Annotated in this window: 25 protein-coding genes; 15 read left to right on the top strand and 10 right to left on the bottom strand. The window is 55.4% G+C overall.

What is annotated here, in order from left to right; all coding sequences use genetic code 11:
• Positions 1–36: 36 nt before the first annotated feature.
• The 7 genes from EAV92_RS05915 to EAV92_RS05945 all read left to right on the top strand — a co-directional run bounded on the left by EAV92_RS05915 (position 37) and on the right by EAV92_RS05945 (position 7883).
• Positions 37–810, top strand: coding sequence for a sugar phosphate isomerase/epimerase family protein (locus tag EAV92_RS05915; protein ID WP_164472635.1), 774 nt, complete (start codon positions 37–39; stop codon positions 808–810).
• A gap of 2 nt (positions 811–812) precedes the next feature.
• Entirely contained in the window at positions 813–1724 is a 912-nt protein-coding gene (locus tag EAV92_RS05920; RefSeq protein WP_123040205.1) for an AraC family transcriptional regulator, read from the top strand.
• A 20-nt stretch (positions 1725–1744) separates the two neighbouring features.
• Positions 1745–2572 carry a sugar phosphate isomerase/epimerase family protein gene (locus EAV92_RS05925; protein WP_164472636.1) on the top strand — a complete coding sequence of 276 codons (828 nt, stop codon included), beginning with the start codon at positions 1745–1747 and terminating at the stop codon, positions 2570–2572.
• Between the two features lie 103 nt (positions 2573–2675).
• Positions 2676–3608 carry a manganese-dependent inorganic pyrophosphatase gene (locus EAV92_RS05930; protein ID WP_123040207.1) on the top strand — a complete coding sequence of 311 codons (933 nt, stop codon included), beginning with the start codon at positions 2676–2678 and terminating at the stop codon, positions 3606–3608.
• A gap of 172 nt (positions 3609–3780) precedes the next feature.
• The gene (locus EAV92_RS05935) at positions 3781–5325 is read left to right on the top strand and encodes a family 10 glycosylhydrolase (protein ID WP_123040208.1); all 1545 of its coding nucleotides are present in this window, start codon (positions 3781–3783) and stop codon (positions 5323–5325) included.
• Between the two features lie 56 nt (positions 5326–5381).
• Positions 5382–6659, top strand: a complete 1278-nt coding sequence (locus tag EAV92_RS05940) for a PAS domain-containing hybrid sensor histidine kinase/response regulator (protein WP_164472637.1) — start codon at positions 5382–5384, stop codon at positions 6657–6659.
• 150 nt (positions 6660–6809) lie between these two features.
• A complete protein-coding gene (locus EAV92_RS05945; RefSeq protein ID WP_420888805.1) occupies positions 6810–7883 on the top strand; it encodes a M42 family metallopeptidase in 1074 nt (357 codons plus the stop codon).
• A gap of 10 nt (positions 7884–7893) precedes the next feature.
• Here the strand turns inward: EAV92_RS05945 and EAV92_RS05950 are convergent, their stop codons facing one another.
• Positions 7894–8976: an AI-2E family transporter gene (locus EAV92_RS05950; protein WP_241158452.1), complete on the bottom strand. Its 1083-nt coding sequence runs from the start codon at positions 8974–8976 to the stop codon at positions 7894–7896.
• 108 nt (positions 8977–9084) lie between these two features.
• On the opposite strand from EAV92_RS05950, the gene EAV92_RS05955 reads away from it, so the two are divergent.
• From EAV92_RS05955 to EAV92_RS05965, 3 genes are read left to right on the top strand one after another with little or no spacing between them, the layout of a single operon-like run.
• On the top strand, positions 9085–9636 hold the full coding sequence (locus EAV92_RS05955; protein WP_123040210.1) for a GNAT family N-acetyltransferase: 552 nt from the start codon (positions 9085–9087) through the stop codon (positions 9634–9636).
• Positions 9637–9641: 5 nt separating this feature from the next.
• Complete coding sequence (locus EAV92_RS05960; RefSeq protein WP_123040211.1) at positions 9642–9905, top strand: YqkE family protein; 264 nt, start codon at positions 9642–9644, stop codon at positions 9903–9905.
• A gap of 41 nt (positions 9906–9946) precedes the next feature.
• Entirely contained in the window at positions 9947–10642 is a 696-nt protein-coding gene (locus EAV92_RS05965) for a metal-dependent hydrolase (protein WP_123040212.1), read from the top strand.
• Between the two features lie 65 nt (positions 10643–10707).
• On the opposite strand, the gene EAV92_RS05970 is transcribed toward EAV92_RS05965, so the two are convergent.
• The 6 genes from EAV92_RS05970 to EAV92_RS05995 all read right to left on the bottom strand — a co-directional run bounded on the left by EAV92_RS05970 (position 10708) and on the right by EAV92_RS05995 (position 15970).
• The gene (locus EAV92_RS05970; RefSeq protein ID WP_123040213.1) at positions 10708–11991 is read right to left on the bottom strand and encodes an arsenic transporter; all 1284 of its coding nucleotides are present in this window, start codon (positions 11989–11991) and stop codon (positions 10708–10710) included.
• A gap of 67 nt (positions 11992–12058) precedes the next feature.
• Complete coding sequence (locus EAV92_RS05975) at positions 12059–12541, bottom strand: CBO0543 family protein (RefSeq protein ID WP_123040214.1); 483 nt, start codon at positions 12539–12541, stop codon at positions 12059–12061.
• A 55-nt stretch (positions 12542–12596) separates the two neighbouring features.
• A complete protein-coding gene (locus EAV92_RS05980) occupies positions 12597–13511 on the bottom strand; it encodes a DMT family transporter (protein WP_123040215.1) in 915 nt (304 codons plus the stop codon).
• A complete protein-coding gene (locus EAV92_RS05985) occupies positions 13508–14176 on the bottom strand; it encodes a TetR/AcrR family transcriptional regulator (RefSeq protein ID WP_123040216.1) in 669 nt (222 codons plus the stop codon). The genes EAV92_RS05980 and EAV92_RS05985 overlap by 4 nt, the downstream gene beginning before the upstream one ends.
• A gap of 28 nt (positions 14177–14204) precedes the next feature.
• On the bottom strand, positions 14205–15224 hold the full coding sequence (locus EAV92_RS05990; protein ID WP_123040217.1) for an ABC transporter permease: 1020 nt from the start codon (positions 15222–15224) through the stop codon (positions 14205–14207).
• Entirely contained in the window at positions 15221–15970 is a 750-nt protein-coding gene (locus EAV92_RS05995; protein ID WP_241158453.1) for an ABC transporter ATP-binding protein, read from the bottom strand. The genes EAV92_RS05990 and EAV92_RS05995 overlap by 4 nt, the downstream gene beginning before the upstream one ends.
• A gap of 209 nt (positions 15971–16179) precedes the next feature.
• On the opposite strand from EAV92_RS05995, the gene EAV92_RS24700 reads away from it, so the two are divergent.
• Both EAV92_RS24700 and EAV92_RS24705 read left to right on the top strand, forming a co-directional pair.
• A complete protein-coding gene (locus EAV92_RS24700; RefSeq protein WP_206424286.1) occupies positions 16180–16341 on the top strand; it encodes a dihydrofolate reductase family protein in 162 nt (53 codons plus the stop codon).
• Complete coding sequence (locus EAV92_RS24705) at positions 16338–16502, top strand: dihydrofolate reductase family protein (RefSeq protein WP_206424287.1); 165 nt, start codon at positions 16338–16340, stop codon at positions 16500–16502. Before EAV92_RS24700 ends, EAV92_RS24705 begins: the two co-directional genes overlap by 4 nt.
• A gap of 161 nt (positions 16503–16663) precedes the next feature.
• On the opposite strand, the gene EAV92_RS06005 is transcribed toward EAV92_RS24705, so the two are convergent.
• Positions 16664–17380, bottom strand: a complete 717-nt coding sequence (locus EAV92_RS06005; protein ID WP_123040219.1) for a glycosyltransferase family 2 protein — start codon at positions 17378–17380, stop codon at positions 16664–16666.
• A gap of 108 nt (positions 17381–17488) precedes the next feature.
• Between EAV92_RS06005 and EAV92_RS06010 the strand changes: the two genes are divergently transcribed.
• Complete coding sequence (locus EAV92_RS06010) at positions 17489–18496, top strand: SDR family oxidoreductase (protein ID WP_123040220.1); 1008 nt, start codon at positions 17489–17491, stop codon at positions 18494–18496.
• Between the two features lie 71 nt (positions 18497–18567).
• On the opposite strand, the gene EAV92_RS06015 is transcribed toward EAV92_RS06010, so the two are convergent.
• A complete protein-coding gene (locus EAV92_RS06015) occupies positions 18568–20628 on the bottom strand; it encodes a family 43 glycosylhydrolase (RefSeq protein ID WP_123040221.1) in 2061 nt (686 codons plus the stop codon).
• A 267-nt stretch (positions 20629–20895) separates the two neighbouring features.
• Between EAV92_RS06015 and EAV92_RS06020 the strand changes: the two genes are divergently transcribed.
• Complete coding sequence (locus EAV92_RS06020) at positions 20896–21708, top strand: glycoside hydrolase family 16 protein (protein ID WP_123040222.1); 813 nt, start codon at positions 20896–20898, stop codon at positions 21706–21708.
• 6 nt (positions 21709–21714) lie between these two features.
• Here EAV92_RS06020 and EAV92_RS06025 read toward each other — a convergent pair whose 3' ends face one another.
• Positions 21715–22263 (bottom strand): TetR/AcrR family transcriptional regulator, encoded by a 549-nt coding sequence (locus tag EAV92_RS06025; protein WP_123040223.1) that lies wholly within the window; start codon positions 22261–22263, stop codon positions 21715–21717.
• Between the two features lie 160 nt (positions 22264–22423).
• On the opposite strand from EAV92_RS06025, the gene EAV92_RS06030 reads away from it, so the two are divergent.
• Positions 22424–23473, top strand: coding sequence for an NAD(P)-dependent alcohol dehydrogenase (locus EAV92_RS06030; RefSeq protein WP_123040224.1), 1050 nt, complete (start codon positions 22424–22426; stop codon positions 23471–23473).
• Positions 23474–23552 lie beyond the last annotated feature (79 nt).

Here is a 23552-nt window from a genome sequence, read left to right on the forward strand (position 1 = left end):
ACAACAATCCATTCCCAATAACGAGGAGAGATCCCTGTGACCGTGAGACCTTTTCCGATCGGCGTTCAACCTTATACTGTGAGAGACCAGTTGGCCAAGGATTACGAAGGCACGCTCGAGAAGCTGGCGGCCATTGGCTATCGCGGAATTGAAATCGGACTTCCGCCGGCGGGCAAAACCGTCGCGGAGCAGAAAGCTTTACTGAATCGCCTGGACCTGCAAGTTATCGGCACCCATGGGCCGTTCGACAGCCTCGAGGCCGATTGGGAGGCGCTGTTCCGCTACTTGGACGAGACGGGCGGCCGTTTCATCGCGCTGTCTCTCAAATTCGCATCAAAAGACGACGTATTACAGAAAGCGGATCGCCTCAACCAAATCGGCAGGAGATGCCGGGAGGCAGGCGTGCAGTTGCTCTATCACAACCACGACTGGGAGTTCGAGAAATTCGACGGCGATTACGCACTTGATCTGTTGTTGCGCGAGACGAATCCCGAGTGGGTGAAGATGGAGCTGGACACCTATTGGGTCGCCCGCGGAGGAGAGGACCCGGCCGAGTATGTCAGCAAGCTGAAAAACCGTTGCCCGCTGCTGCACATCAAGGACATGGAGCCGGGCGAGGAGAAGTTTTTCGCTGAAGTCGGGGAAGGGACGCTCGATTTCACGAAGATCGCCCAAGCCGCGGACGAGGCGGGCACCGAATGGCTGATCGTGGAGCAGGACCTGAGCCGTCGCGATCCGATCGAAAGCTTGACGATCAGCTACCGAAATTTGCAACGGATGGGCCTCTCGGGGAATCGTTCGGAGGGATAAGCATGCAGCAAGCCGGTTTCATGCCGTCAATCCGGGTGCTCGGGGATTACGTGATGAAGGCGGGGTCAAGTCTCGGGCCCCGCACGATTCCCGATTGCGAGCTGCTCTATTTTCCCGAGAAAAGCCGCGGCGTTTACCGTTGCGAAGATGAGGCCATCCCGCTCGACAAGCCTTGCTTCATTCTCACACGGCCTGGTGAACGTCACGAGTATACGTATGACCGCACCCAACCTTCCCGGCACCTGTTCATCCATTTTTCCCAGCCGGGTGGAGCAGAAGTGGAGGCCGCTCCGTTTTATCCGTTGTTCAAGCCGGGAGGGCCTTCGCGGATTCCGTACGAGGGCGAGCTGCTGGTCGGGATGATGAAGCAAATTCTATACATCGCCTATGCGTTCCCCGAGCGGCTGCAGCGCAGAGGCGGCGCGCTTCTGCACGCTTTGCTCACCGAACTCGAAGGCTACGTATCGGATCAGCCGGCGGCTTCCGAGCCGTCGCGGCTGCCGCCGCCGATCGCCCTGGCGTTGGAAATGATCGACCGCCGGCTGCTGGAGGATCGCTTAACGGTGGAGAGCCTCGCGCAGCAGGTCGGCTGGACGCACGAGCATCTGTCGCGGTCGTTCGTCCGGCACCTCGGCAAAACGCCGAGGGAAATGATCGTCTCACGCCGCATCGAGCGTGCGTGCCAGCTTCTGCTGAACGACACGCGTTCCGTGAAGGAAGTGGCGTTCTCGGTCGGCTTCGCGGACGAAAATTATTTTTGCCGGGTGTTCCGCTCCGTCAAAGGCATGACCGCGACGAAATACCGGAAAACGTACTACAATCCGCCCTACCGGGAATGGATCCCGCAGCCGGACGGCGATTCGTTGTATCCTCCGAACCGGGTGTTCGTCGCGACGGACTTACAACCTACTTAAGAGAAAGGCGGGAGCGTGTGATGTTTCCGTTCCGGGCGTCGCTGAACGCCTCCACGTTATTTCCTTACCGGCTCGATGCGGAAGCCCAAATCCGCGTAGCGGCGGAAGCCGGGTATGAAGGCATCGAGCTGTGGGTGAAAGATATCGAAGCTTATGTGGCCCACGGAGGCTCTCTTCATTCACTGAGGAGCCTGCTCCGGGAGTCCGGCCTCACGCTGGCGAACGCCATTGCTTTCTTCCGCTGGGCCGACCGTGACGAAGGAGTCCGGGAAGCCGGCATTCTTCAGGCGAAGCGGGAAGCGGAAATGCTCGCCGGGCTCGGATGCGTCGCCGTAGCCGCTCCTCCGTTCGGCGACGTGGAAGGGGTATCTCTTGACGAGATGGCGGTTCATTATGCGAGGCTCGCGGAAGTCGTCCGGGGAGCCGGCGTTGAACCGTACCTCGAGTTTTGGGGCCGGGCCAAGCGATTGTCCCGCCTGAGCGAAGCCATTTATGTGGCGATGGAGAGCGGAGTGCGGGACGCCAAAATCCTGCTCGATCCGTTTCATATGTACACGGGAGGCAGTTCGGTCGAAGGGATCGCCTCTTTAAGCGCTAACGCGATCGGCATCGTCCACGCGAACGATTATCCGGCTTCTCCTGAAAGAAGCGAGATTGCCGATCGTGACCGCGTGTTCCCGGGCGAAGGAGTCGCGCCGTCCCGCTTGCTCGCACGCAGATTGCACGATACCGGGTATCGCGGGTTCCTGTCGCTGGAGCTGTTCCAAGAGGACGTGGGCGGACGGTCCGCCTTGGAAATCGCCGTTTATGGGCTTGAGCGGATCCGATCCGCATACGCCGTGGAGTAAACTTCCACTCCTTTGGCTGTTTAGGCGATCGGTTGATCTCTTGATTGTAGGCGGCGATGTAGAGTATACTTGTCTCGCCAAATAACTATCGAGGAGCCCTGATATGGATCAAACGTTGATTTTCGGCCACAAAAATCCGGACACGGACACGATCTGTTCCGCCATCGCCTACGCGGAGCTGAAGAAGGAACTCGGATGGAAAGTCGAGGCCGTACGCCTTGGCGAAGTGAACGGGGAAACGCAATTCGCGCTGGACAAATTCGGCGTGCAAGCTCCCCGCCTGATCGAGACGGCAGCAAGCGAAGCGAAGAACGTCATCCTCGTCGACCACAACGAGCGCCAGCAAAGCGTCTCCGACATCGACCAAGTGAAAGTCGTCGAAGTTATCGACCATCACCGCATCGCGAACTTCGAGACGGCAGGGCCGCTGTACTACCGCGCGGAGCCGGTCGGCTGCACGGCAACGATCCTCAACAAGCTGTATAAGGAAAACGGCGTGAAAATCCGCAAGGAAATCGCGGGCCTGATGCTGTCGGCGATCATCTCCGACTCCTTGCTCTTCAAATCGCCGACCTGCACGGACGAAGACGTCGCCGCAGCTCGCGAGCTGGCTGAAATCGCCGGCGTGAACGCGGAAGAGTACGGTTTGAACATGCTGAAAGCAGGCGCGGACCTGAGCGACAAGTCGATCCAGCAGCTGATTTCGCTGGACGCCAAGGAATTCAATATGGGCAATTCCAAAGTGGAAATCGCCCAAGTCAACGCCGTCGACGTGAACGACGTGCTGAGCCGCCAGGCTGAGCTGGAAGACGCCCTGAACGGCATCATCGCTTCCAAAGGCCTGGACCTGTTCCTGTTCGTCGTCACCGACATCCTGAACAACGACTCGATCGGCATCGCGCTCGGCGCCAAGAAAGAAGCCGTCGAGAAAGCCTACAACGTCAAGTTGGAAAACAACAAGGCGGTGCTCAAAGGCGTCGTGTCCCGCAAGTCCCAGATCGTTCCGGTGCTGACGGACACGTTCAACCAACTGTAAGCCGATTTCGAACATGCGGAAAACCGCCTTCCCGGCGGTTTTCTTTTTTTTGCGGCAATTTTTGAAATGAGACGATTTTAATCCAATTCCGAAGCAACGACTGGGGCATCGAAAGCGTCAAACCAGTATAGCCGTTTTCAGGCTTGTATAGAGATTGGAGGAAAATGTTAACATGCGGTTTCGAAAATGGGCTGCGGGCTTGCTCGCGGTCTTGTGCGGATTCACGGCGCTCTCCCTGGCAGGTCATGCCCAAGCGGCGAGCAGCATCCGCATTTACCTGGACGGCAAATGGATTCAAAGCGACGTCGCTCCCTATATCATGCCGAAAGCCAATCTGACCATGGTGCCGGTTCGCGTCATCAGCCAAGGGCTGGGCGCTAACGTCGTTTGGACGCAAAAGACGAAAACGGTAACGATCCGGAAGTCCGGTACGACCATCATCATGAAGGTCGGCCAAAAAACGGCGACGGTCGGGGGCGCGAAAACGGCGCTCGACGCTCCGGTCGCGCTCACGAATAACCGGGTCACCGTACCGTTGCGGTTCATCAGCGAACGTTTGGGGCTTCAGGTCAAATGGAATCCGACGACGCAATGGATTCAGCTGATGACCAAGCCCGGCCATGAGATCAAAGGGGCTTGGATCTCGACGGTGTATAACCTGGATTGGCCGTCGGTCGCTTCTTACGGCTCTCCGGACACCCAGAAACAAGAGTACGCCGTTTTGTTGGACGACCTGCAAGGAATGGGCATGAACGCCGTTTACGTGCAAGTCCGTCCGAACGCGGACGCGCTGTATCCGTCCAAGCTGGCTCCCTGGTCCAAATATTTAACGGGCGTACAAGGCCAAGACCCGGGCTACGATCCGCTGGCCTACATGATCGAAGAAACGCACCGACGGGGCATGGAGTTCCATGCCTGGTTCAACCCGTTCCGCGCGAACACCGACGCAACGCTCAACGGATTGTCTCCGCAGCATGTCGCCGTACTCCACCCGGATTGGATCGTAAACGCGGGAGGAAAGCTGTATGTCAATCCGGGCATTCCAGCCGCCCGCCAGCACATCATCGACGTCATAATGGAAGTCGTAAAGAATTATCCGATCGACGGCATTCATCTGGACGATTACTTCTATCCGTCCGGCAGTAATTTCGATGACGACGCGGCTTTCCTCGCCTATAACGCCAAGAAAATCGCCAATAAAGACGATTGGCGGCGCGACAACGTCAACGATTTCGTCAAAAAGCTCGGCCAGGCGATCCATTCCGCCAAACCGCAGGTCTCTTTCGGGATCAGTCCGTTCGGCGTCTGGCGCAATCAATCCGACGATTCCTCAGGGTCGGACACGCACGCAAGCGTCACCGCGTATGACGACATGCATGCCGACGTCCGTTCCTGGATTCGCGGCAATTGGGTCGATTACGTCATGCCGCAGCTGTATTGGAGCATCGGTTACCCCGCGGCCGGCTATGACAAGCTCGTCCAATGGTGGGCGCATGAAGTCGACGGAAGCAACGTCAAGCTTTTCATCGGTCATTCTCCATACAAACTCGGCACGTCGGAAGCGGGCTGGCAGACGTCGGCCGAAATCGTGAACCAGCTCAAGTTCAATGAAACATACCCTCAAGTGAGGGGCGACGTGTTTTTCAGCGCCAAGGACCTGCGCCGCAATCCGCTTGACGTGATCGGCGCGCTGAAGGCATACTACCAGATCAAATAGTCGGTAGCGGAGCGCGTCGGTCCGAGCATGGAAGACAGATGAAGGGAGGCGCGTCGATGCTGGGAATGGCAGAACGGTTGTCCTCATCTTCCGTTTTATGGCTGGCGGGGGGAGCCGTCGTGCTCGCTTTCGCGGCGGCCGTTGCGGGAATCGGTTGGGGAATACGCCGGGGCGAGCGGCTCGCGAACGAACGTGACCGGCGATGGATCCGCGTGTTCGAGAACAGTCCGGACCTGGTCATTTGTTTCGATCCCGAGGAAAACCGGATCGTAAGCGTGAATCCGGCCGTGTTCCGGGCGACCGGGTTTACCCCTGAGGAAGTGGACCCGTGTACGTTCCGAGAGTTGTACGGAAGCGAGGCCGAAATGGCGGCCGTCCGGGAGCAATACCGCCAGTCGGCCCTGGATGACCGGCCCAGGCAGCTGGAGGCGTCCATCGTGGACCGGCAAGGCCGTCCGCTGCAGCTTAGCGTAACGTGCTTTCCGATGGACGTGAACGGCAAACGTTACATTTACGCGGTCGCCCGCGATATTACGGCACAAAAGCAAGCCGAGAACGAGTTACTGCGGGCGAAGGAAGAGGCGGAGAGCGCCAATCGGATCAAGGGCGAGTTTCTGGCGATCCTGACCCATGAAATCCGCACTCCGCTCAACGGGATGATCGGCATCAACCAGATCATGCTGGAGACGGAGCTGACGGACAAGCAGCGGGAAATGCTGCTCGTCCAGGAGAAAAGCGGACAAGCCCTTCTCCGCGTCGTCAATGACGTGCTCGACTTCTCCAAAATCGAATCCGGCTCCGTCACGTTGGCCGATGAGCCGTTTCCGCTCACCGCCTGCCTGGAAGAATGTCTGGATGCGTTCTCCGTGGCCGCGGGGAGCAAAGGCTTGGAGCTGTCCGGCAAGCTGTCGCCCGAACTTCCGCCTCTCGTATTCGGAGATCACGTCAGGTTGGGACAGATCCTTTTTAATCTGGTCGGCAATGCGGTCAAATTCACCGAATCCGGCTCCGTGCTGCTTGAAGCCAGAGTCGTAGAGGGAGAATCCCCGGCATCACCAGCCGAACCGATCGCTTGGATCGAATTCCTCGTGTCGGACACGGGAATCGGTATCGACCCTTCAAAAGTCCATTTGCTGTTTCTGCCGTTCTCCCAGCTCACGAACGAACGAGGCCGGAGGAGTTACGAGGGAACGGGGCTGGGGCTCGCGATCTGCCGGGATCTCGTGGAACGGATGGGCGGAAGCATCTGGGTCGAAGCCGGCAGGAAGAAGGGAGCGGCCTTCGGTTTCCGGATTCCGTTCCGGCTGGCGGAGGCGGATGCGTTTGTTTCATAAGCGACACCAACGGCTTTATCGGCCCGCATCGGCGGAATCGGTAAAGCCTTTTTCGTGTCTCGCCGGGTGTCTGCAAGCGGGGCGACGTGCTTCGGGTTGGGCGAAAATGGTACAATGGAGGAAGGAAGTCCGACGAGAGGAGATGGCGTCTTGTCCGAGCCTTTGAAACCTGAATTGAACCGCTCTTACATCGTGGAGCTGCTGCGTAAAATTCTGCAGACGCCGAGTCCCAGCGGCTATTGCCATGACGTCATGAAGCTGGTGGCGGAAGAAGCCGCCAAGCTCGGTTACGAAATGGCCTTCACGCCGAAGGGGAACGGCATTTTGTCGATACCGCCAGCCAACTCGGCCGCCGGAGCGTCCCCGTCACGCGGAACGATCGGCTTGACCGCCCACGTCGACACGCTGGGTGCGATGGTCCGCGCGATCAAACCCGACGGCAAGCTCCGGTTCACCGCGATCGGCGGCTACGATATGCATAGCGTCGAAGGCGAATATTGCCTCGTCCACACGCGGGACGGACGCAAGATCGAAGGGACCGTGCTGTCCACGAAGCCATCGGTCCACGTCTACACCGATTCCCGCGATTGGAAACGCGAAGAAGCGAACATGGAAATCCGTCTCGACGAGTCGGTGAAATCGAAGGAAGACACCGAGAAGCTCGGCGTCTCCGTCGGAGATTTCATCTCTTGGGATCCTCGCACACGCGTGCTGGATAATGGCTGGATCAAGTCCCGCCACCTGGACGACAAGGCGAGCGTGGCCGCGCTGTTCGGCGTGCTGGAATGGCTGAAGCGAGAGGGCAAGTCGCCCGTCCGTCCCGTCAAAATGATTTTCTCGACCTACGAAGAGGTCGGACACGGCTCCTCGCACATTCCCGCGGACATCGAGGAATTCATCGCGGTCGACATGGGCGCGATCGGCGACGATCTGTCCGCGACCGAACGCGACGTTTCGATTTGCGCCAAGGACTCGACTGGCCCGTACGATTACGGGATGACAACGAAGTTGATCGAGCTGTCCAAACGGGAAGGGCTGCCGTACGCGGTCGACATTTATCCGCATTACGGCTCGGACGCCTCGGCCGCGCTCCGCGGGGGCAGCGACATTCGGGCCGCGCTGATCGGTCCCGGCGTACACGCGTCCCATGGCATGGAACGAACGCATGCGGACGCGATCGTCAATACGGCGGCTTTGCTGTTGGCGTACATTTTGGAGGCTTAAATACGTCCTTCTAATCGACCAACTCTTCCACCTTTTCCTCGAAAAACAGCCGGTAAACGTACAAGATCAGGATTTTGAGCAGCATGTAGATCGGAATCGCGGCAAGAATCCCGACGAGGCCTAGCAGGTCTCCGCCGATGAGCAGCACGAGGATCGTCGTCAATGGGTGGATATCCAGCTTCATCCCGTAAACGTGCGGAGAGATGACGTTGCCTTCGATGATTTGGATGGCCGTCATGATCACGAGGATCCATAGCGCTTTGGCCGGCGAATCGATGAACGCGACGATCAGCACGGGGACCGCGCCGATGAACTGCCCGATATAGGGGATCAGGTTGAATAAGAACGAAATGACGGCGAGCAGCAGCGCATAGGGCAAATGCACCAGCAAAAAGCCGACGTACAGCATGACCGAGAGGATCGACGTGACGATGATCCGTCCGACGATATAGCCGCTTAACGCAGCATCCATATCGGATAGCATGTTTCGGCCTTCTTTCCGGTACGCCCTGGGCACGAAATGGAGCAGGATGCCGGGAAGACGCTCTCCCTCTTTGAGCAGGTAGTAGACGATGATCGGTACGGTGGCCGCGACGAGGAAAAAGTTCGACAGCATGACAAGGGATTGGGACACATAATCCGTGATCGCCTGTACGCTGTTGTCCAAATAACCGGAGAGACGGGTGGACCAGTCGCTCCTTCCGCTCGCGAACATGGACAGGAAACGGTTGTGCTGGAGTTGCTCCACTTGGCTGCGGAATCCTTCGATCAGGCTGGGGAGGTTGTCCGTCAGCGTCTGGACCTGATCCAGCAGAATGGGCCAAATGACCATGCCCAGCAGGGCGATCAAAGCGGTCAGAACGAAATAGACGAACAAGATCGCCAATGAACGGTTCACCTTGCGGTGGGCGAAATAGTTGACCAACGGACGCAGCGAGTAATAGAAAAAACCGGAGAAAATCATCGGAATCAGCAAAATGTGGACCATTTTCAGAAGGGGATTCAGCAAAAAGCTGATTTTGGTCGCCAGGTAGATCATGACCAGGACGGCGATGATTTTGGCGGCGTTCAGCAGAAAGCGGTTCTGCAGCAAAGGTACGACCTCCCGGAGTAAGCTGCCCTTACGCGGGCAAGCAAGTTATGTAATACTTACCCCAAATGGCGGAGATCAAAGAGATTCGGATGAAGAAAGGGGATCGGCATGGCTTTCCACACCTACGACGGCTTGGACTCGCCTTACGGAAGGCAGGCGATGGAGCTGTACGACGAAGCCTTTCCCAGAGAGGGCCGCAAGCCGGATCACATTATTGCCGGGATGTTCGCCAAGAAGTTGAGCCGTTTGCACGTAGAGGTTGACGGCGGGGAAGTGTCCGCTATGGCGATCGACGGCCTGCTGCCGGAGTCGGATTGGCTCGTGATCGATTACTTGGCCGTACGGAAAGGTAAGCGGGGGCAGGGAATCGGCCGGACATTCGTAAGGGAATTGGAATCATGGGCAAGGAGCGGAGAGCGGAAGCTGGCCGGCCTGCTGCTGGAGGCAGAAGCTGATCCCGGGCAGGAAAACGTAGACCGAGTACGGTTCTGGGAAAGCTGCGGTTTCATTGCCACCGAATACGTCCACCATTATATCTGGGTGCCGGAAACATACCGCGCGATGTACCTGCCTTTTGACCCGGATTTTCAACCGTCGGACCGGGGGGAGAGTTTGTTTCGCCACATCGAACGGTTTCACAAGAAAGCTTTTACGAGGTGATCGCCATGAGCGCGAAGAAGAAAAGAGCGAACGCGCCGGCTCCGCCTGCGTCAGACAAACCGGCGACTTTGAAGGACTTGCTCGGAGCCGAGACCGTTGCCAAGCTGAAGGCACAGGCAGAGGCGCTGAAAGCGGAGGAAGCGAAGCGCCAAGAGGAACGCAGGCAGCGGGAGAAGGAAGAACGCCTGGCGGAAGAGAAGCGGCTGGAGAACGATTTCGAGTATTTGCTGAACAACAGCCGTTCCGATTGGAAGAAGTTCAAAGAATAGCGGCGAGCGCCGCGAATTCAATCCTAAGGAGGAAATACGAAATGGAAATCGTGTATCATGGACATTCTTGCGTCGAAATCCGAACGGGCGGAAAATCGCTTGTGATTGACCCTTTCTTGAGAGGAAATCCGATCGCGGTGACGAAGCCGGAGGACATCAAAGCCGAATACATTCTGCTCACGCATGGGCATGTGGACCATATCCTTGACGCGGAGCCGATTGCCAAAGCCAACGATTCCACGGTCGTGGCGATCGTAGAGCTGGCGAGTTACATGTCCGGGAAAGAGCTGAAGACGATCGGCATGAACATGGGGGGAACGGTGGACATGGGATTCGCGAAAGCGAAAATGATCCAGGCGTTCCACAGCTCGGGCATCACGTTGGAGGATGGAACCATCATCTACGGCGGCATGCCGGCCGGGTTCATCATCGAAGCCGAAGGAATCACCGTCCTGCATGCCGGGGATACCGCGCTGTTTTCCGACATGAAGATGATCGGCGAGCGTCATAAGATCGACGTCGCTTTCATCCCGATCGGCGACCATTTCACGATGGGACCGGACGACGCGCTGCAGGCTGCGGAATGGTACGGCGCCCAGCTTGTCGTCCCGGTTCATTACAATTCCTTCCCGCCGATTCGCCAGGACGCGGAGAATTTCGTCCGCAGGCTCGAAGAGCAGGATCAGGAAGGCATGGTGCTCGCGCCGGGCGAATCGTTCGAAATCACGGCGGGTTAAAACGAAGCGTCTGAATGTTGAGAAGAGCAAGCCCGAATCGGGCTTGCTCTTCTCGTTTATACAAGTCAGCGGATGCTGAGATAAAGCGCGCAGAGGGTGATGAACAGAACCGGGACGGTCAGCAGGAACCCGGCTTTGAAATAGTAGCCCCAGCCGATTCTGACGCCTTTGCCTGAGAGGACATGAAGCCAAAGCAGGGTGGCGAGCGAGCCGATCGGCGTGATTTTCGGTCCCAAATCGGAACCGATGACGTTCGCGTAAACGAACGCTTCCCGAATCGCGCCGGCCGGCTCTGCACCATGGATGGCGAGCGCGTCTATCATCACCGTCGGCAGGTTGTTCATGACGGAAGAGAGGAAGGCCGCGATGAAGCCTCCGCCGACCGTGGCCGCGAACAGTCCCTGATCGGCCAGCCAGGAGAAGGCGTCCCCGAGCCGGTCGGTCAGGCCGACATTGCGCAAACCATAGACGACGACATACATGCCGATCGAGAACACGACGATCGTCCAAGGCGCGTTTTTCACGAGCCGGCCAGAGTCGATTTCGCCGCTTTGACGTGCCAGCAGGAGGAAGACGGCAGCCGCCGCGCAAGCGATGAAAGAGACGGGGACGCCCAGGTAACCGCTTGAAAGATAGGCGGCGAGCAATACGGCGAGCACCGCCCAGGAGATTCGGAAAAGCCGAACGTCTCTGATCGCGTCTCTCGGCTGCTTAAGCTGCGCAAGATCATAACGCTTCGGAATGCTGCGGCGATAGAACAGATAGAGAACGCCCAGGCTGGCGACTACCGAGAAAAGAAAAGGAACGATCATGCGTGCCGCGTACGAAGCGAATCCGATGCCGAAGAAGTCCGCGGAAACGATATTGACCAAGTTGCTGACGACCAGCGGCAGCGATGCCGTGTCCGAGATGAATCCGCTGGCCATGATGAACGGTAGAAGCATCCTTTTGGGAAAGTTCAGCGCCCGAACCATCGCCAGCACGATCGGGGTGAGGATCAGCGCCGCGCCGTCGTTGGCGAACAGTGCGGATACGGCCGCGCCGAGCAGCACGATGTAGGCGAACATCAATCGCCCATTGCCCCCGGCGAGTCTGACCATATGAAGGGCGGCCCATTCGAAAAAGCCGATTTCGTCCAATACGAGGGAGATGAGAATGATCGCGACGAACGCCAGCGTGGCGTTCCACACAATGAGGGTCACGTCGCGGACGTCGCCGAAATCGACGACTCCGCACAGCAGGGCAAGAATGGCGCCGCAGGAGGCCGACCAGCCGATACTGAGTCCCTTGGGCTGCCAAATGACGAAGATAAGAGTAAGAAGAAAGATGGAAAATGCAATTGCGAGCATGGTACCTCCCGAGTCGAACCGATGGATTGGACGTCGAGAAATATCGTACCAAGCGGATCGGATTTCGTCACGGTTTTTTCGCGGGAATGCCCCTTTTCATAAACCAAACGTAATAAAGGCGGGACAGATAGAAAGTCGCGAGCAAGGACAGCCAAGTCCAATACCATGACCAGTGGACGTAATCGATGAGTTGGGTATGCTTTTCGATCATCCATTCCAACGCCGACATCCACGAAGGGAACAGCAGATACCAACCGATTTTATGCCAAACGGATTTTCGCTCAGGAAACCGGAGCACGAACACGATGCTAATGGCCGGATAGATGAAATATTCATAGGTGAAGTTGTTCGCGGTCGCGTTTGGGAATTCCCGCACGGGATATCGGATCAGACCATACTCGGAAACCAATAATCCGACCAGCCATGTAATGAGCAGTTTGAACAAATAGACGAGTTGCGCTTCCCGAATGCGGTCTCGCGGGGTGAATAGGACAAGCAGGATTGCAGTCACGACGGTCACGGCGATGAGGACCGTCCGATCCGTGAGCATAAGAGGGTCCCCCTTGCGGCAGTAGTCCTCTTAAGTTTTCCATTTTCTCCTGCCGTTACCCTTCGCTTTTTTCCTTCTGCGGCTTCAAATAAAGCAACAGTCCAACGATGACCAGGATACCTCCGACCAGTTGGGAGACGGAAATCATTTCACTGAACAGAAAGATGGCCAGCAGGCTCGCCCCGACCGGCTCCGCGAACACGCTCATGGAGATCGTCGTGGCGCTCACGTAAGCCAAAAGCCAATTGAAAATCATGTGGCCGAGCACCGTGGGCACGATCGCGAGCAGCAGGAATATCAGCCATTCCTTGCCGGGATACCCGAAGAACGGAGTGTCGGTCGCCAGGTTGTAGACGGCGAAAAACAAAAAAGCGACGGTAAACACGGCTAAGCTGTACAAATAGGAGGATACCCGCGTTAATATGCGCTTCGCAAGGAGCATGTTCACGGCGATCGCGAGCGTGGACAGGAAGGAGAGGGTGTCGCCGAGCAACGCCGAACGGGACACGCCCGAATCCCCGGATCCCACGCAGCATACCCCCGCGAACGCGATCACGAGTCCGATCACCGCGGCTCTGGCCGGCTTATCCTTGAAGAAGACGAAGGAGCCGATCATGACGAGAACGGGCTCCAGAGACAGGATGATCGTCGAACTGGCGATGGACGTATAATCGATGGATTCCATCCACAGCAGGAAATGGACGCCCAAGAAAAGCCCCGCCACGCCGAGCAGCGCCCAATCCTTCCACGAAATGGAACGGATACCGGGCAGCTGCTTCGCGCCAAACGGGGTCATCAGGAGCAAAGTGAATAGCATCCGATACATGCCCTGCACGGATGCTGGAGCGTCCGAATACCTGACGAGAATCGGGGCGAAGGAAATGGCGATCATGCCGACGGTGAGCGGGATGATGGGTGCGATGGGCGGCGTTCGCGGAAACACGCCGCCGGACTGTTGTTCAGCGTTCATGGGTTCGGAGCAAGACCTTTCATGATGAAGTCGATCGTCGCTTGTCTTTCCTTGGCATCGTCCCAATCGGCGCCTTCGCGGGTGCCGTAGAAGGTGCGGATGAAAATGTACCCGCCGATGGCCGAGGCAGCCAAGCGCATCAGTGTCGTTGTCGGGAGGTCGATCAATTGTCCCTTGTCTTTAAAGCGGTCTATGGCTTTTTCGATGCGTTCCTTCACTTGCGTGAAGATGATTTTGAGAAACTGCTCCCTTAAATCCTCGTGGAAAGGCAGCTCTTGCAGCAGGATTCGAAGCAGGCTTTGGTTCTTCTCGAGGAACTCGATCCGGTTTTCGATCATCGCCCGTAGGAACCCGTCGAACGTCTCGAAATCCGTCTGCAGGACGCTGCGGAATTCCCGCAGAACGAACGGCGTCATCAATTTGACCATCGCCGGGGCTACGATCGAGAGAAGCAGGTCCTTCTTCGTTTTGTAATGGCGGAAAATCGTTCCTTCCGCGACGCCGGCGCGCTGGGCGATTTCGCTCGTTGACGAAGCCGAATAGCCTTTCTCCGCGAAAACCTCAATCGCCGCTTCGAAAATCCGGCTTTGTTTTTCGGTCATGTTATCCCCGGAGGAGGATGCGTTCAGCAGTTCTTCCATCCAGGGCTCCATCGATTGGGTCATACGGTTGCGCTCCTTCAAGAACTTCCGGTTAAATCGCCCGCTGCTTTCTGAGCGCCGCGATATTCAGCAAGGCGAAAGCGACGGAGAAGCCGAGCAGAACGTAAACGTCGATCTGAATATCGGCGAAACCTTCGCCCCGCAGCATGATGCCGCGCATGGCGTCCGCGCCGTAATACAAGGGCATGACGTAACTTAGCTTCTGCAGCCAGGGATCCATGGCCTCCAGGTTGAACAAGCCCGAGAAGAACACCTGAGGCACGATGACCAACGGGATGAACTGGATGATCTGAAACTCGGTACTCGCGAACGAGGAGAGCAACGTACCCAGCGTGAGTGCAGTGAGCGTCAGTAAAAGGTTCATGAGCAGCACGAGCCAGACCGAGCCGTCCATGTACATGCCGAGAACCCCGATCGAATACCAGGCGATCAGCGTGGCTTGCAGTAAGGTGAACAGGCCGAATCCGAGCAAATAACCGGCGACGACCTCCGACCGGCGGATTGGCGTCGCAAGCAGCCTCTCGAGCGTTCCCGTCGTTCTTTCGCGAAGGAAGGCGACTCCGGCCAGCAGGAAAACGAAGAAGAATGAGAAAAAGCCGATGAGCACGGGGCCGAAGGAGTCGAAAGAGGACAAGTCGGCGTTTCCGTGCAAATACGTGATCGAAGGCTGTATGGTCAGCATATCGGCCTGAATCGTATTTTGCAAGACCAGCATGACCGCTTTGTTCATGGAGGGATCGCTTCCTTCCATGCGGATAGAAGGTTTTCCGTCCGAGAGGGAGAAGACGGCGTCCAGTTTGCCGTCCCGCAAAGCTTGTTCCGCCGAAGCCGCATCCGGATAAGAAGTGACGTTGGCGGCATTGGGATCGATCCTTCCCGCCAGCGCCGTTGGGAGGCCGACCGTGCCGATGTCCGGCTTTACCTGATTCCCGTTAAAGACGAAGTGCATGAGCGTCAAGACGAGCAGGGGAGCCAGCAGCAGCAAGGCTAACGTTCTTCTGTCCCGGACGAATTGCCGAATGATACGCAGTGCGAGCGCGCGCGTTCTCATGCCCGGGCACCTCCCCCGAGGACGATGAATGCTTCTTCGATCGTATCGGTGCCGCTCGCGGCTTTGAGCCCTTCCGGCGAATCGACCGCATTCAACTTGCCGTCACGGATAAGGCCGATCCGGTCGCATTTGTCCGCTTCGTCCATGACGTGGGTCGTCAGGATGATCGTCGTGCCGCTGTCGCGCATGGACATCAGCTCTTTCCAGATGGATTGGCGAAGCACCGGATCGATGCCCACCGTCGGTTCATCTAGGATGAGGATTTCCGGTTCATGGAGCAGCGAGATGGCGAGCGAAAGACGCCGCTTCATGCCGCCGGAGTAAGCGGCGACCGGTTTGTTCAGATGGTCGAGCAGGTCGACGACCGCCATGGCCGCCTGGATCCGCTCTTGTTGGCGCGCCCCCGCGAGTCCGTACAGGGAAGCGAAAAATTGCAGGTTCTGGCGCGCGGTCAGCTCTTGATAGAGGGCGTCAGACTGCGCCATGTAGCCAAATCGTTGAAGCATCGCAAGCTTCGGCATTTTCTCGCCGAGCATGAGGACCTCGCCGTTGTCGGCCTTGTCGATTCCGGTGATCAGCTTGATCAGCGTCGTTTTGCCGGAACCCGAAGGGCCGAGAAGTCCGAAGATTTCACCGCGGCAGACTTGAAGCGTGATGCCATCAAGTACGGTCTTGGCGCCGAATCGTCGCGAGACGCCGTGCAGATCGATCACGGTATCGTTTCGCGATGCGTTGGATTGCTGCATCAGGATACCTCCCCGTGTAAAATGTGAGTAATCACTCATTTGGATGGTATCCCCATCTTAACATGCTGTTCGCGATCTGAGAAGTGAGTAATCACTCACTAAATTACTTATTAGGTTAACGGGCAAAATTCTTCCAATATATGTTATCCTAAATAGGGCAAGCAGGACTTAGTCTCGTTGGAAACTGATAATTGGAGGGCCTTATTATCATGGCTAAGCTGATCTATCCGATTAACGTATCTTTGGACGGGAACATGGAGGACGAGCGCGGCAACCTCGAGTGGTCGATCTCCGCTGACGAGGAGTTTGCGTTCTGGACTGAATTTCAGCGGCCGATCGGCACCTACCTTTACGGGCAGAGCGGGCGATGAGCGCGGGTCTGATCGACGAGTGTCATCTGCTTCTTAATCCTATCGTCTTGGGTGGAGGCAAGCGGGCATTGCCGGATAACCTCCGCATGCGGCTCGAGCTGCTCGGTGAGCGCCGTCTCCGAAGCGGCATCATTCATCTTCACTACCGCGTGATCGTCTAACCTCGGGCATAATCGCGACCCGCTATGAGTTGGAGAAATAGTCGCTCTGAATTTTACAGAGTTGGTTGTACGAATAAGAGGAGCAGTTGCACTGGCAACTGCTCCTCTTGGCATTATGCGGCCTCTGGCGTACCCTCCCAGCTGCCTCCGCGGAAAAACTTTTACATTTTCCGAATCGCGATTCTACGGAATTGTTGTGTTTTCGCTACGTGCCTGCTTCCTGCCAGGTAGAAACGATCATTGGCTTTCCATGTATGGCTCTTCTTGTTTTTTCTGCGGATGTAGACGTAGTTAAAAGGGGAGGTGGCGTACACTTTAAAGCCCTTTTTTCTGCACGATCTCAAAAATTTCACATCTTCGCCTACCGTACGATTCGCAAAGCGCACTTTTTTAAAAACGCGCATCCTGAACAATATCGTTCCGCCTTGCACAAACGTCAGGAATTTATTTTTTTGGCTGGGAGACCGGATGATCAGCTTTTTTTTGGCGGCAACGTAGACGAGACATGCGTGTTTGCCGACAACGTCGCTGCGTTTGCGAACAAGAGCCTTCACTTGCTCCAACAAATAATACGGCGAATAATAATCGTCGTCATCGAATTTGGCGATGAGAGGAAGCTTGGCATGGGCGATTCCATGATTCAAGCAGCGGCCCAGAGACACGCTCTCGGGTAACTGATAGACGGAAACGTTCGGATACTGTGCAACCTTATCGCGGTAATCGTCCAAGTGCATACTATCGTTATTTAAAACGATGATCAGTTCTTTATTCCTATAGCGTTGATTTTTATAGTTTTTCAGAAGGTTCGTAAAAAACTCGGGGCGGTTCGTGCAAGTGACGATTGAAACTCCGTACTTCCTGCTGATAAAATGAGCCAAAGCCGAATCCCTCCGTTCCCCTCACCTCAATGTATGAGTAACGGAGAGAATTGGGTTGGGCTTCTCCACGTTGAAGGAATATCGGTACTGAACAGGAGAGTGATAGCCATGAAAGCGTTGTTTATCGGAGGAACAGGCCTCATAAGCTCGGCAGCATCAAATTTGGCCGTAAAGCAGGGGTTTGATTTGTATCTTCTGAATCGAGGCAATCGGGACCGTTTCGTGCCGGAGGGCGCAACCGTACTTCGCGGGGATATCAACAATAAAGAGGAAATGCAGGCGCTGCTCGAGGATAAACATTTTGACGCGGTGGTGAATTGGATTGTCTTCAAGCCCGAGGAAATCGAACGGGACATTCAGCTGTTCGAAGGAAAAACGAATCAGTACATCTTCATTAGTACGGTGGCTACTTACCAAAGGCCGCCAAGCTATTATATCTTCGATGAATCCGCTCCCCAGCATAACCCGGGATGGGACTATGCCGTGGATAAGATAGCCTGCGAGCAGCGGCTTATGAAAGCATACCGTGAAACAGGGTTCCCCGCGACGATCGTTCGACCTTCGCATACCTATGGGGAAACGACCATTCCTTTTGCCATTACAAGCGGGGCTCATCCATGGACACTGATCGATCGTATCCGGAAAGGGAAGAAGATCATTGTTCCCGGCGACGGTACTTCTCTGTGGACGATTACGCATAATACTGATTTTGCCAAAGGGCTGGTTGGATTATTAGGCAACACGCAGACATTGGGTCAGGCGTTTCACATTACATCGGACGAGGTTAAAACGTGGGATCAATATTTGACTGCCATTGGACAAGCCGTGGGCATCAAGCCTAAAGTCATTCACATGACGTCGGAGTGCATTTCATTATTTTTGCCTGAGTTCAAAGCGGGGTTGTTCGGGGATGCAAGCTACAGCTATGTCGTAGATAACCGGAAAATCAAAGCATTCGTTCCCGGCTACCATGCAACAATGAATTTCGAGCATGGCATACGGCAATCGATTGCGTATTTCCGAGCGCATCCGGAGCTGCAAACGATAGACGAGGATCTGGACGCCAAAATGGATAAAATGATCGCCGCTTATGAGGAGTTTCTGTCGAGTATTTGATTGACGCGAAACGAAGAAAAAAGCATTCGAATGTTTTCGAATGCTTCTTTCCCGTATCAAGTCCTAATCCGTTACTTCTTGATTTTAAAGAAATCGAACTTCGCGGGAATATGCCTGCCGCTGACAGGAGAGATGGCAAACAATCCGATCTGTTCATTTCCGTAGGAAGCTTCGAACGGTATCCCGATGGGGTTCCATTGCTCTCCGTCCCCGCTTGCGAAGAAAGAGTAGGTGTTCCTTTCCTTCTTGATTTTCAGATACACATTGTCCCCGATATCGTTCGGCGTCGTGACCCCGAAATAGCGCCCTTCCGATTCCATCGCCGTTTCGAATACTTTGCGATCCGTAAAGACGAATGACAGCTTGATGAAATTATCCGGTCCGTTCCAAACCGTCAGTCCGGCCTGTTCGTACCCTCTTTCGGGAGAGAAATCAAGTTTGGTCGTAAACTCGTAGTCTCCCTTCGGAGCCTGGCGGAGGAAAAAGTTCAACGGTTGATTCCGTCCTTCATAAACGTCGGAATCCTGCGTGGTAATGGTCAGAAATCCTTTGTTCGCCGTTAACGACCAGAAGTCGGGATTTTCCTGTCCCTCGCCGGGGCCAACGATCCAATGCTTGCCCAGAATCGGGTCGTTGAAATTATCCGTCATGGGACCTACTTTGTCTGTTCCAGATATCCCGCTGTCCGTCGGGAAAAGCGTCGGCTTCATTCCGGGGAATACATCGAGACTGTCGTATTCGGCATAGCCCACTTTTTTCGTAAAGCGGACTTTGTTTTCTCCTGCTTGCAAATAGACATTCGCGGTTGCGATCCCCCAATGGTTCCAGCCGGAATTGATCACGTAGAAGTTGGCCGCGTCACCGCCATTCACCTGAAGGGAATCCAGCGCCCAGCCGCCAATGCCTGTCCCCGTGCGGGCTGCCAGAACATAGTAGCCGGCGTTCTCGACGTTAACCGTAAACTCGATATAACTGTCGAGGTTATCTTTGAATCCGACCTTCTTGCCGCCGGATGCGCTTCCTTCATCCACGACCCTCGGGCCATTGGCCAGCACCGCGTCCTCCGCTTCATACCGCACACGTGACGGTTCTCCGGATGGAAGAGGGATCGGAACGTTCGGGGCTGCCGGCGTTCCCAAGTTGGGGGTGTTATCCGGATTCCAGGTAAACGGCTGCGCACGAATATTGCGGCTCCAGCCGGCTCCCTGGTACCGGGCAGTATGATAGATGATCCAGTCTTCGCTCCCGTCCGGGGATTTCACGAAGCTGTTGTGGCCAGGAGCGTAAGCTCCGTTGCCGCTTTGGAAGATCGGCGTATTCTTCTTCGTCCAGGAGGACGGATCCAACAGGTTGCCGGATGCGGAAGCCGTAATCAGGCCCAGACAGTATTTATCCGTCCAGCTTCCGCTCGCCGAGTACACCAGATTCACGGTATCGCCTTTCACGATGACTTCCGGTCCTTCGTTCACTTGGGGATCGGTGTTGGTCTCCCACGGGTAAGTAGGGGTTGAAATGAGCACCCTGTCCGATCCGATCGTCCAGGGATTGGTCATACGGGCGATGTAGAGGTTTTGTTTGACGTTCGTCGTGCCTTCCCAACCGGACCAAATGAAATACTTGTTCCCGCCCAGTTCCAGAACCGTTCCGTCAATCGCCCAACGGTCGGTCGAGTCGGCAATCTTCCCTTTGAATGTCCACGTCCCGGCGAAGGGATCCGCGCTGTCATTCTCGAGCACATACATGCGATGGTTCTCATTATGGCCGTCATCCGCCGCAAAGTAGATGTACCATTTGTGATCCAAAAAGTGAATCTCGGGCGCCCAAATATTCTGACTATAAGGCGTATTCGCGGGCGGCGCCCAGACGACTTTGGAATCTCCCGCATCCACCCCGGTAATCGTTTTGGATCTCCATAAAGTAACGTTGCCGCCGGTCGTCTTCGTGAAATAATACCAGCCGTCGGTATGCTTCATCATCCAAGGATCGGCGCCGTCTTGCATCAACACGTTATAAAAGTTGTCCGAGGAGGGCGGGGTTTGCGCTTGAGCGACACCTTGGGGTACATAAATCGAAAGGGCCATCACCAAAACCAGCATTCCGGTCAGCAGCTTTTTCACGACAGACTTGTCCATTACAATCCCTCCCGTTCGAAATGACAGCGCTTTCTAAATTCCATGAACTTGGAAATCAAAAACACTCTCTCATAGGAAATGTGTATTAAAACGAATATTTGGGACAAACCAGCCTCCTTAAATAAGTAATTTGTAACAATTAATTACATATTATTACCTTTCCAGCATAAAGCGCCCGCCATGAATTGTCCACCTCAGGTGGTCTCATTTTTCCATCTTTATATTACAATAGACAATATTGCCTGCTTAAAAGGAGCTGCCAACCCGATGTCGAGTTACGATTTTCCTAGAAACGACAAGAACAAACCGGGGTATTCTCTGGTTTTTGAAGATGACTTTGATTCGGGAGACCTTGACCGCAGCAAATGGCTGCCATACTATCTCCCGCAATGGAGCAGCCGCGAGAAATCGAAGGCGAATTACCGATTCAAGGAAAGCCAGCTTGTGCTGCAGATTACGGAGGATCAAGAACCATGGTGTCCCGAACTCGACGGAGGCATCAAGGTCAGCAACCTCCAAACCGGCGTTTATTCCGGGCCGCTCGACAGCGAAAGGGGCCAGCATCGGTTTTCAAAAAACTGCCTCGTCCGTGAAGAGCAGGCCGAGGAGCATTTGTTCACGCCTCATTACGGATATGTGGAACTGAGAGCGAAGGGTCTCCACAACGCCAACAACGTGTGCGCGTTCTGGATGATCGGGTTCGAGGACCGTCCGGAGAGATCGGCGGAGATTTGTCCATTCGAGCTGAAGGGTTGGAACGGAGGAGGGGAGGAAACGTCGACCATCGGCTTCGGCCTGCATCCGTTCGGCGACCCGACGATCGAGAATGAGTTCTTCGAGCGGGAGTTCCCCATCGACGCCAGCCGTTTTCACGTTTATGCGGTGGATTGGACGGCGCAGGGGATCTCCTTTTACATCGATAACGAGCTCATTCACCACTCCAAGCAGTCGCCGAACTATCCCATGCAGCTGATGCTGAACGTCTATGAGATTCCGAGGCCGGAGAGCTTGGCGAAGCAAGCTCCCGAGTACCCGAGCGAATTCCATATCGATTACATCCGGTGTTATCGGAAGGAATAGGAGGAACTACAGGCTTCTCCCCAACAAGTCTCCGACTTGTTGGGCCATTACTTTCGGCGGATGCGGCATCCCGTTGCGGATCCACCATTCAATGACTCCCACATAAGCGGTACCGGTAAATTGCAGCAGCACATCGTCATGGAAGTCTTTGTTTTTGCCGCTTTCTCTGTCTATTTCCCCCTTAAAACCATCCATGAAAGACGCAAGCAGCCGGGTTCTAAAAGAGGAAGGGGCACCTTTGCTCGCCAACATGGTCGAAAAGAACAGATGGTTTTTCTCGAAGTATTCAAAATAGGGTACAAGAGCATCCGTCCAATCCAGCTGACATGCCCAAGCATCCATTTCTCCGATTTCCTGAAGGTGCGTCTCGATGAGTTTATCCAACAAATCGTATTTGTCCTGATAATGAAGATAGATGGTTCCGCGGTTCACGTCTGCCCGGTCCGCGATATCCTGGATCGTAATGTCGTCGAAATTTTTTTCCGTCATCAGTTCGATCACCGCTTTTTTCAACGATTCTTGCGTCTTCAAAATTCTCCGGTCCACTTTGGCCATCGTACTCCACCACTCTTTCAATAAATAATGGACATTTTCCGTTGATCTGTTGATATATCAACAGATCGTGCTGTTTTAACCATTGAACGAATCGCTCTCATCCTACAATAATAGACATGTGGTGGATAAACAATATATTTTGATTAAGCGAGGTAATACGATGATTGCTTCTCACGCAAGAGCTGTTTTCAGTCCGGAAGGTCCGTTCCAATTGACTGAAATAGAGCGCAGGGATCTTCAGCCGCATGATGTCCTTATCGAAATTAAGTATACGGGCATTTGCCACTCCGACATTCATACGGCCCGCGGCGAGTGGGGGCCAGTTCAATATCCGCTGGTTCCTGGGCATGAGATCGCCGGGATCGTCGCCCAGGTGGGCTCGGAAGTTACGAAACATGCCGTCGGCGACCGGGTAGGAGTAGGCTGCATGGTCGACTCATGCGGAGAGTGCGCGAACTGCCATAAGGGAGAGGAACAGTACTGCCTGAATGGCATGACGGGCACCTATGGAGCGATTGACAAATACGGTCAATATACCCAAGGGGGTTATTCGACCCACATCGTCGTGACGGAAGATTTCGTGGTTCGCATTCCGGACGGGATCGAACTCGATGCCGCAGCTCCGTTGCTGTGCGCCGGCATTACCACGTATTCCCCATTGCGCCATTGGGGAGCCGCGCCCGGCAAGAAGGTCGCCGTCGTCGGACTCGGCGGGCTTGGGCATATGGCCGTGAAGCTCGCTCATGCCATGGGAGCCGAGGTGACGGTTTTATCCCAATCCTTGAAAAAGAAAGAAGACGGTTTGAAGCTGGGCGCGGACCACTACTATGCCACGAACGATCCGGAGACGTTCGCGAAATTGGCCGGTACGTTCGATCTCATCGTGAACACGGTGAGCGCCCAGATCGATTTGAATGCTTTCCTGTCGCTGCTGGCGCTGGACGGCACGCTCGTCAATGTTGGAGCGCCGGCGGATCCGTTATCGGTGAACGTCTTCTCGCTGATCGGACATCGCCGGTCGTTTGCGGGATCGATGATCGGCGGCATTCGCGAAACGCAAGAAATGTTGGACTTCTGCGCCGAACATGGCATTGCCCCGGAGATTGAGGTCATTTCCGCCAACCGGATCGATGAAGCCTGGGAGCGGGTGCTCGCTTCGGATGTCCGGTATCGATTCGTGATCGACATCAGCACGATGGAGAACGTTTAAGCTTCGCCAAAACGAAGAAGCCCGCGGAGCACTCGCGGGCTTTATTACGATTCTCCCGAAGATCGTCACCCGATCCGAA

This window comes from Cohnella candidum (genome assembly GCF_003713065.1).
GTDB classification, from domain to species: domain Bacteria; phylum Bacillota; class Bacilli; order Paenibacillales; family Paenibacillaceae; genus Cohnella; species Cohnella candidum.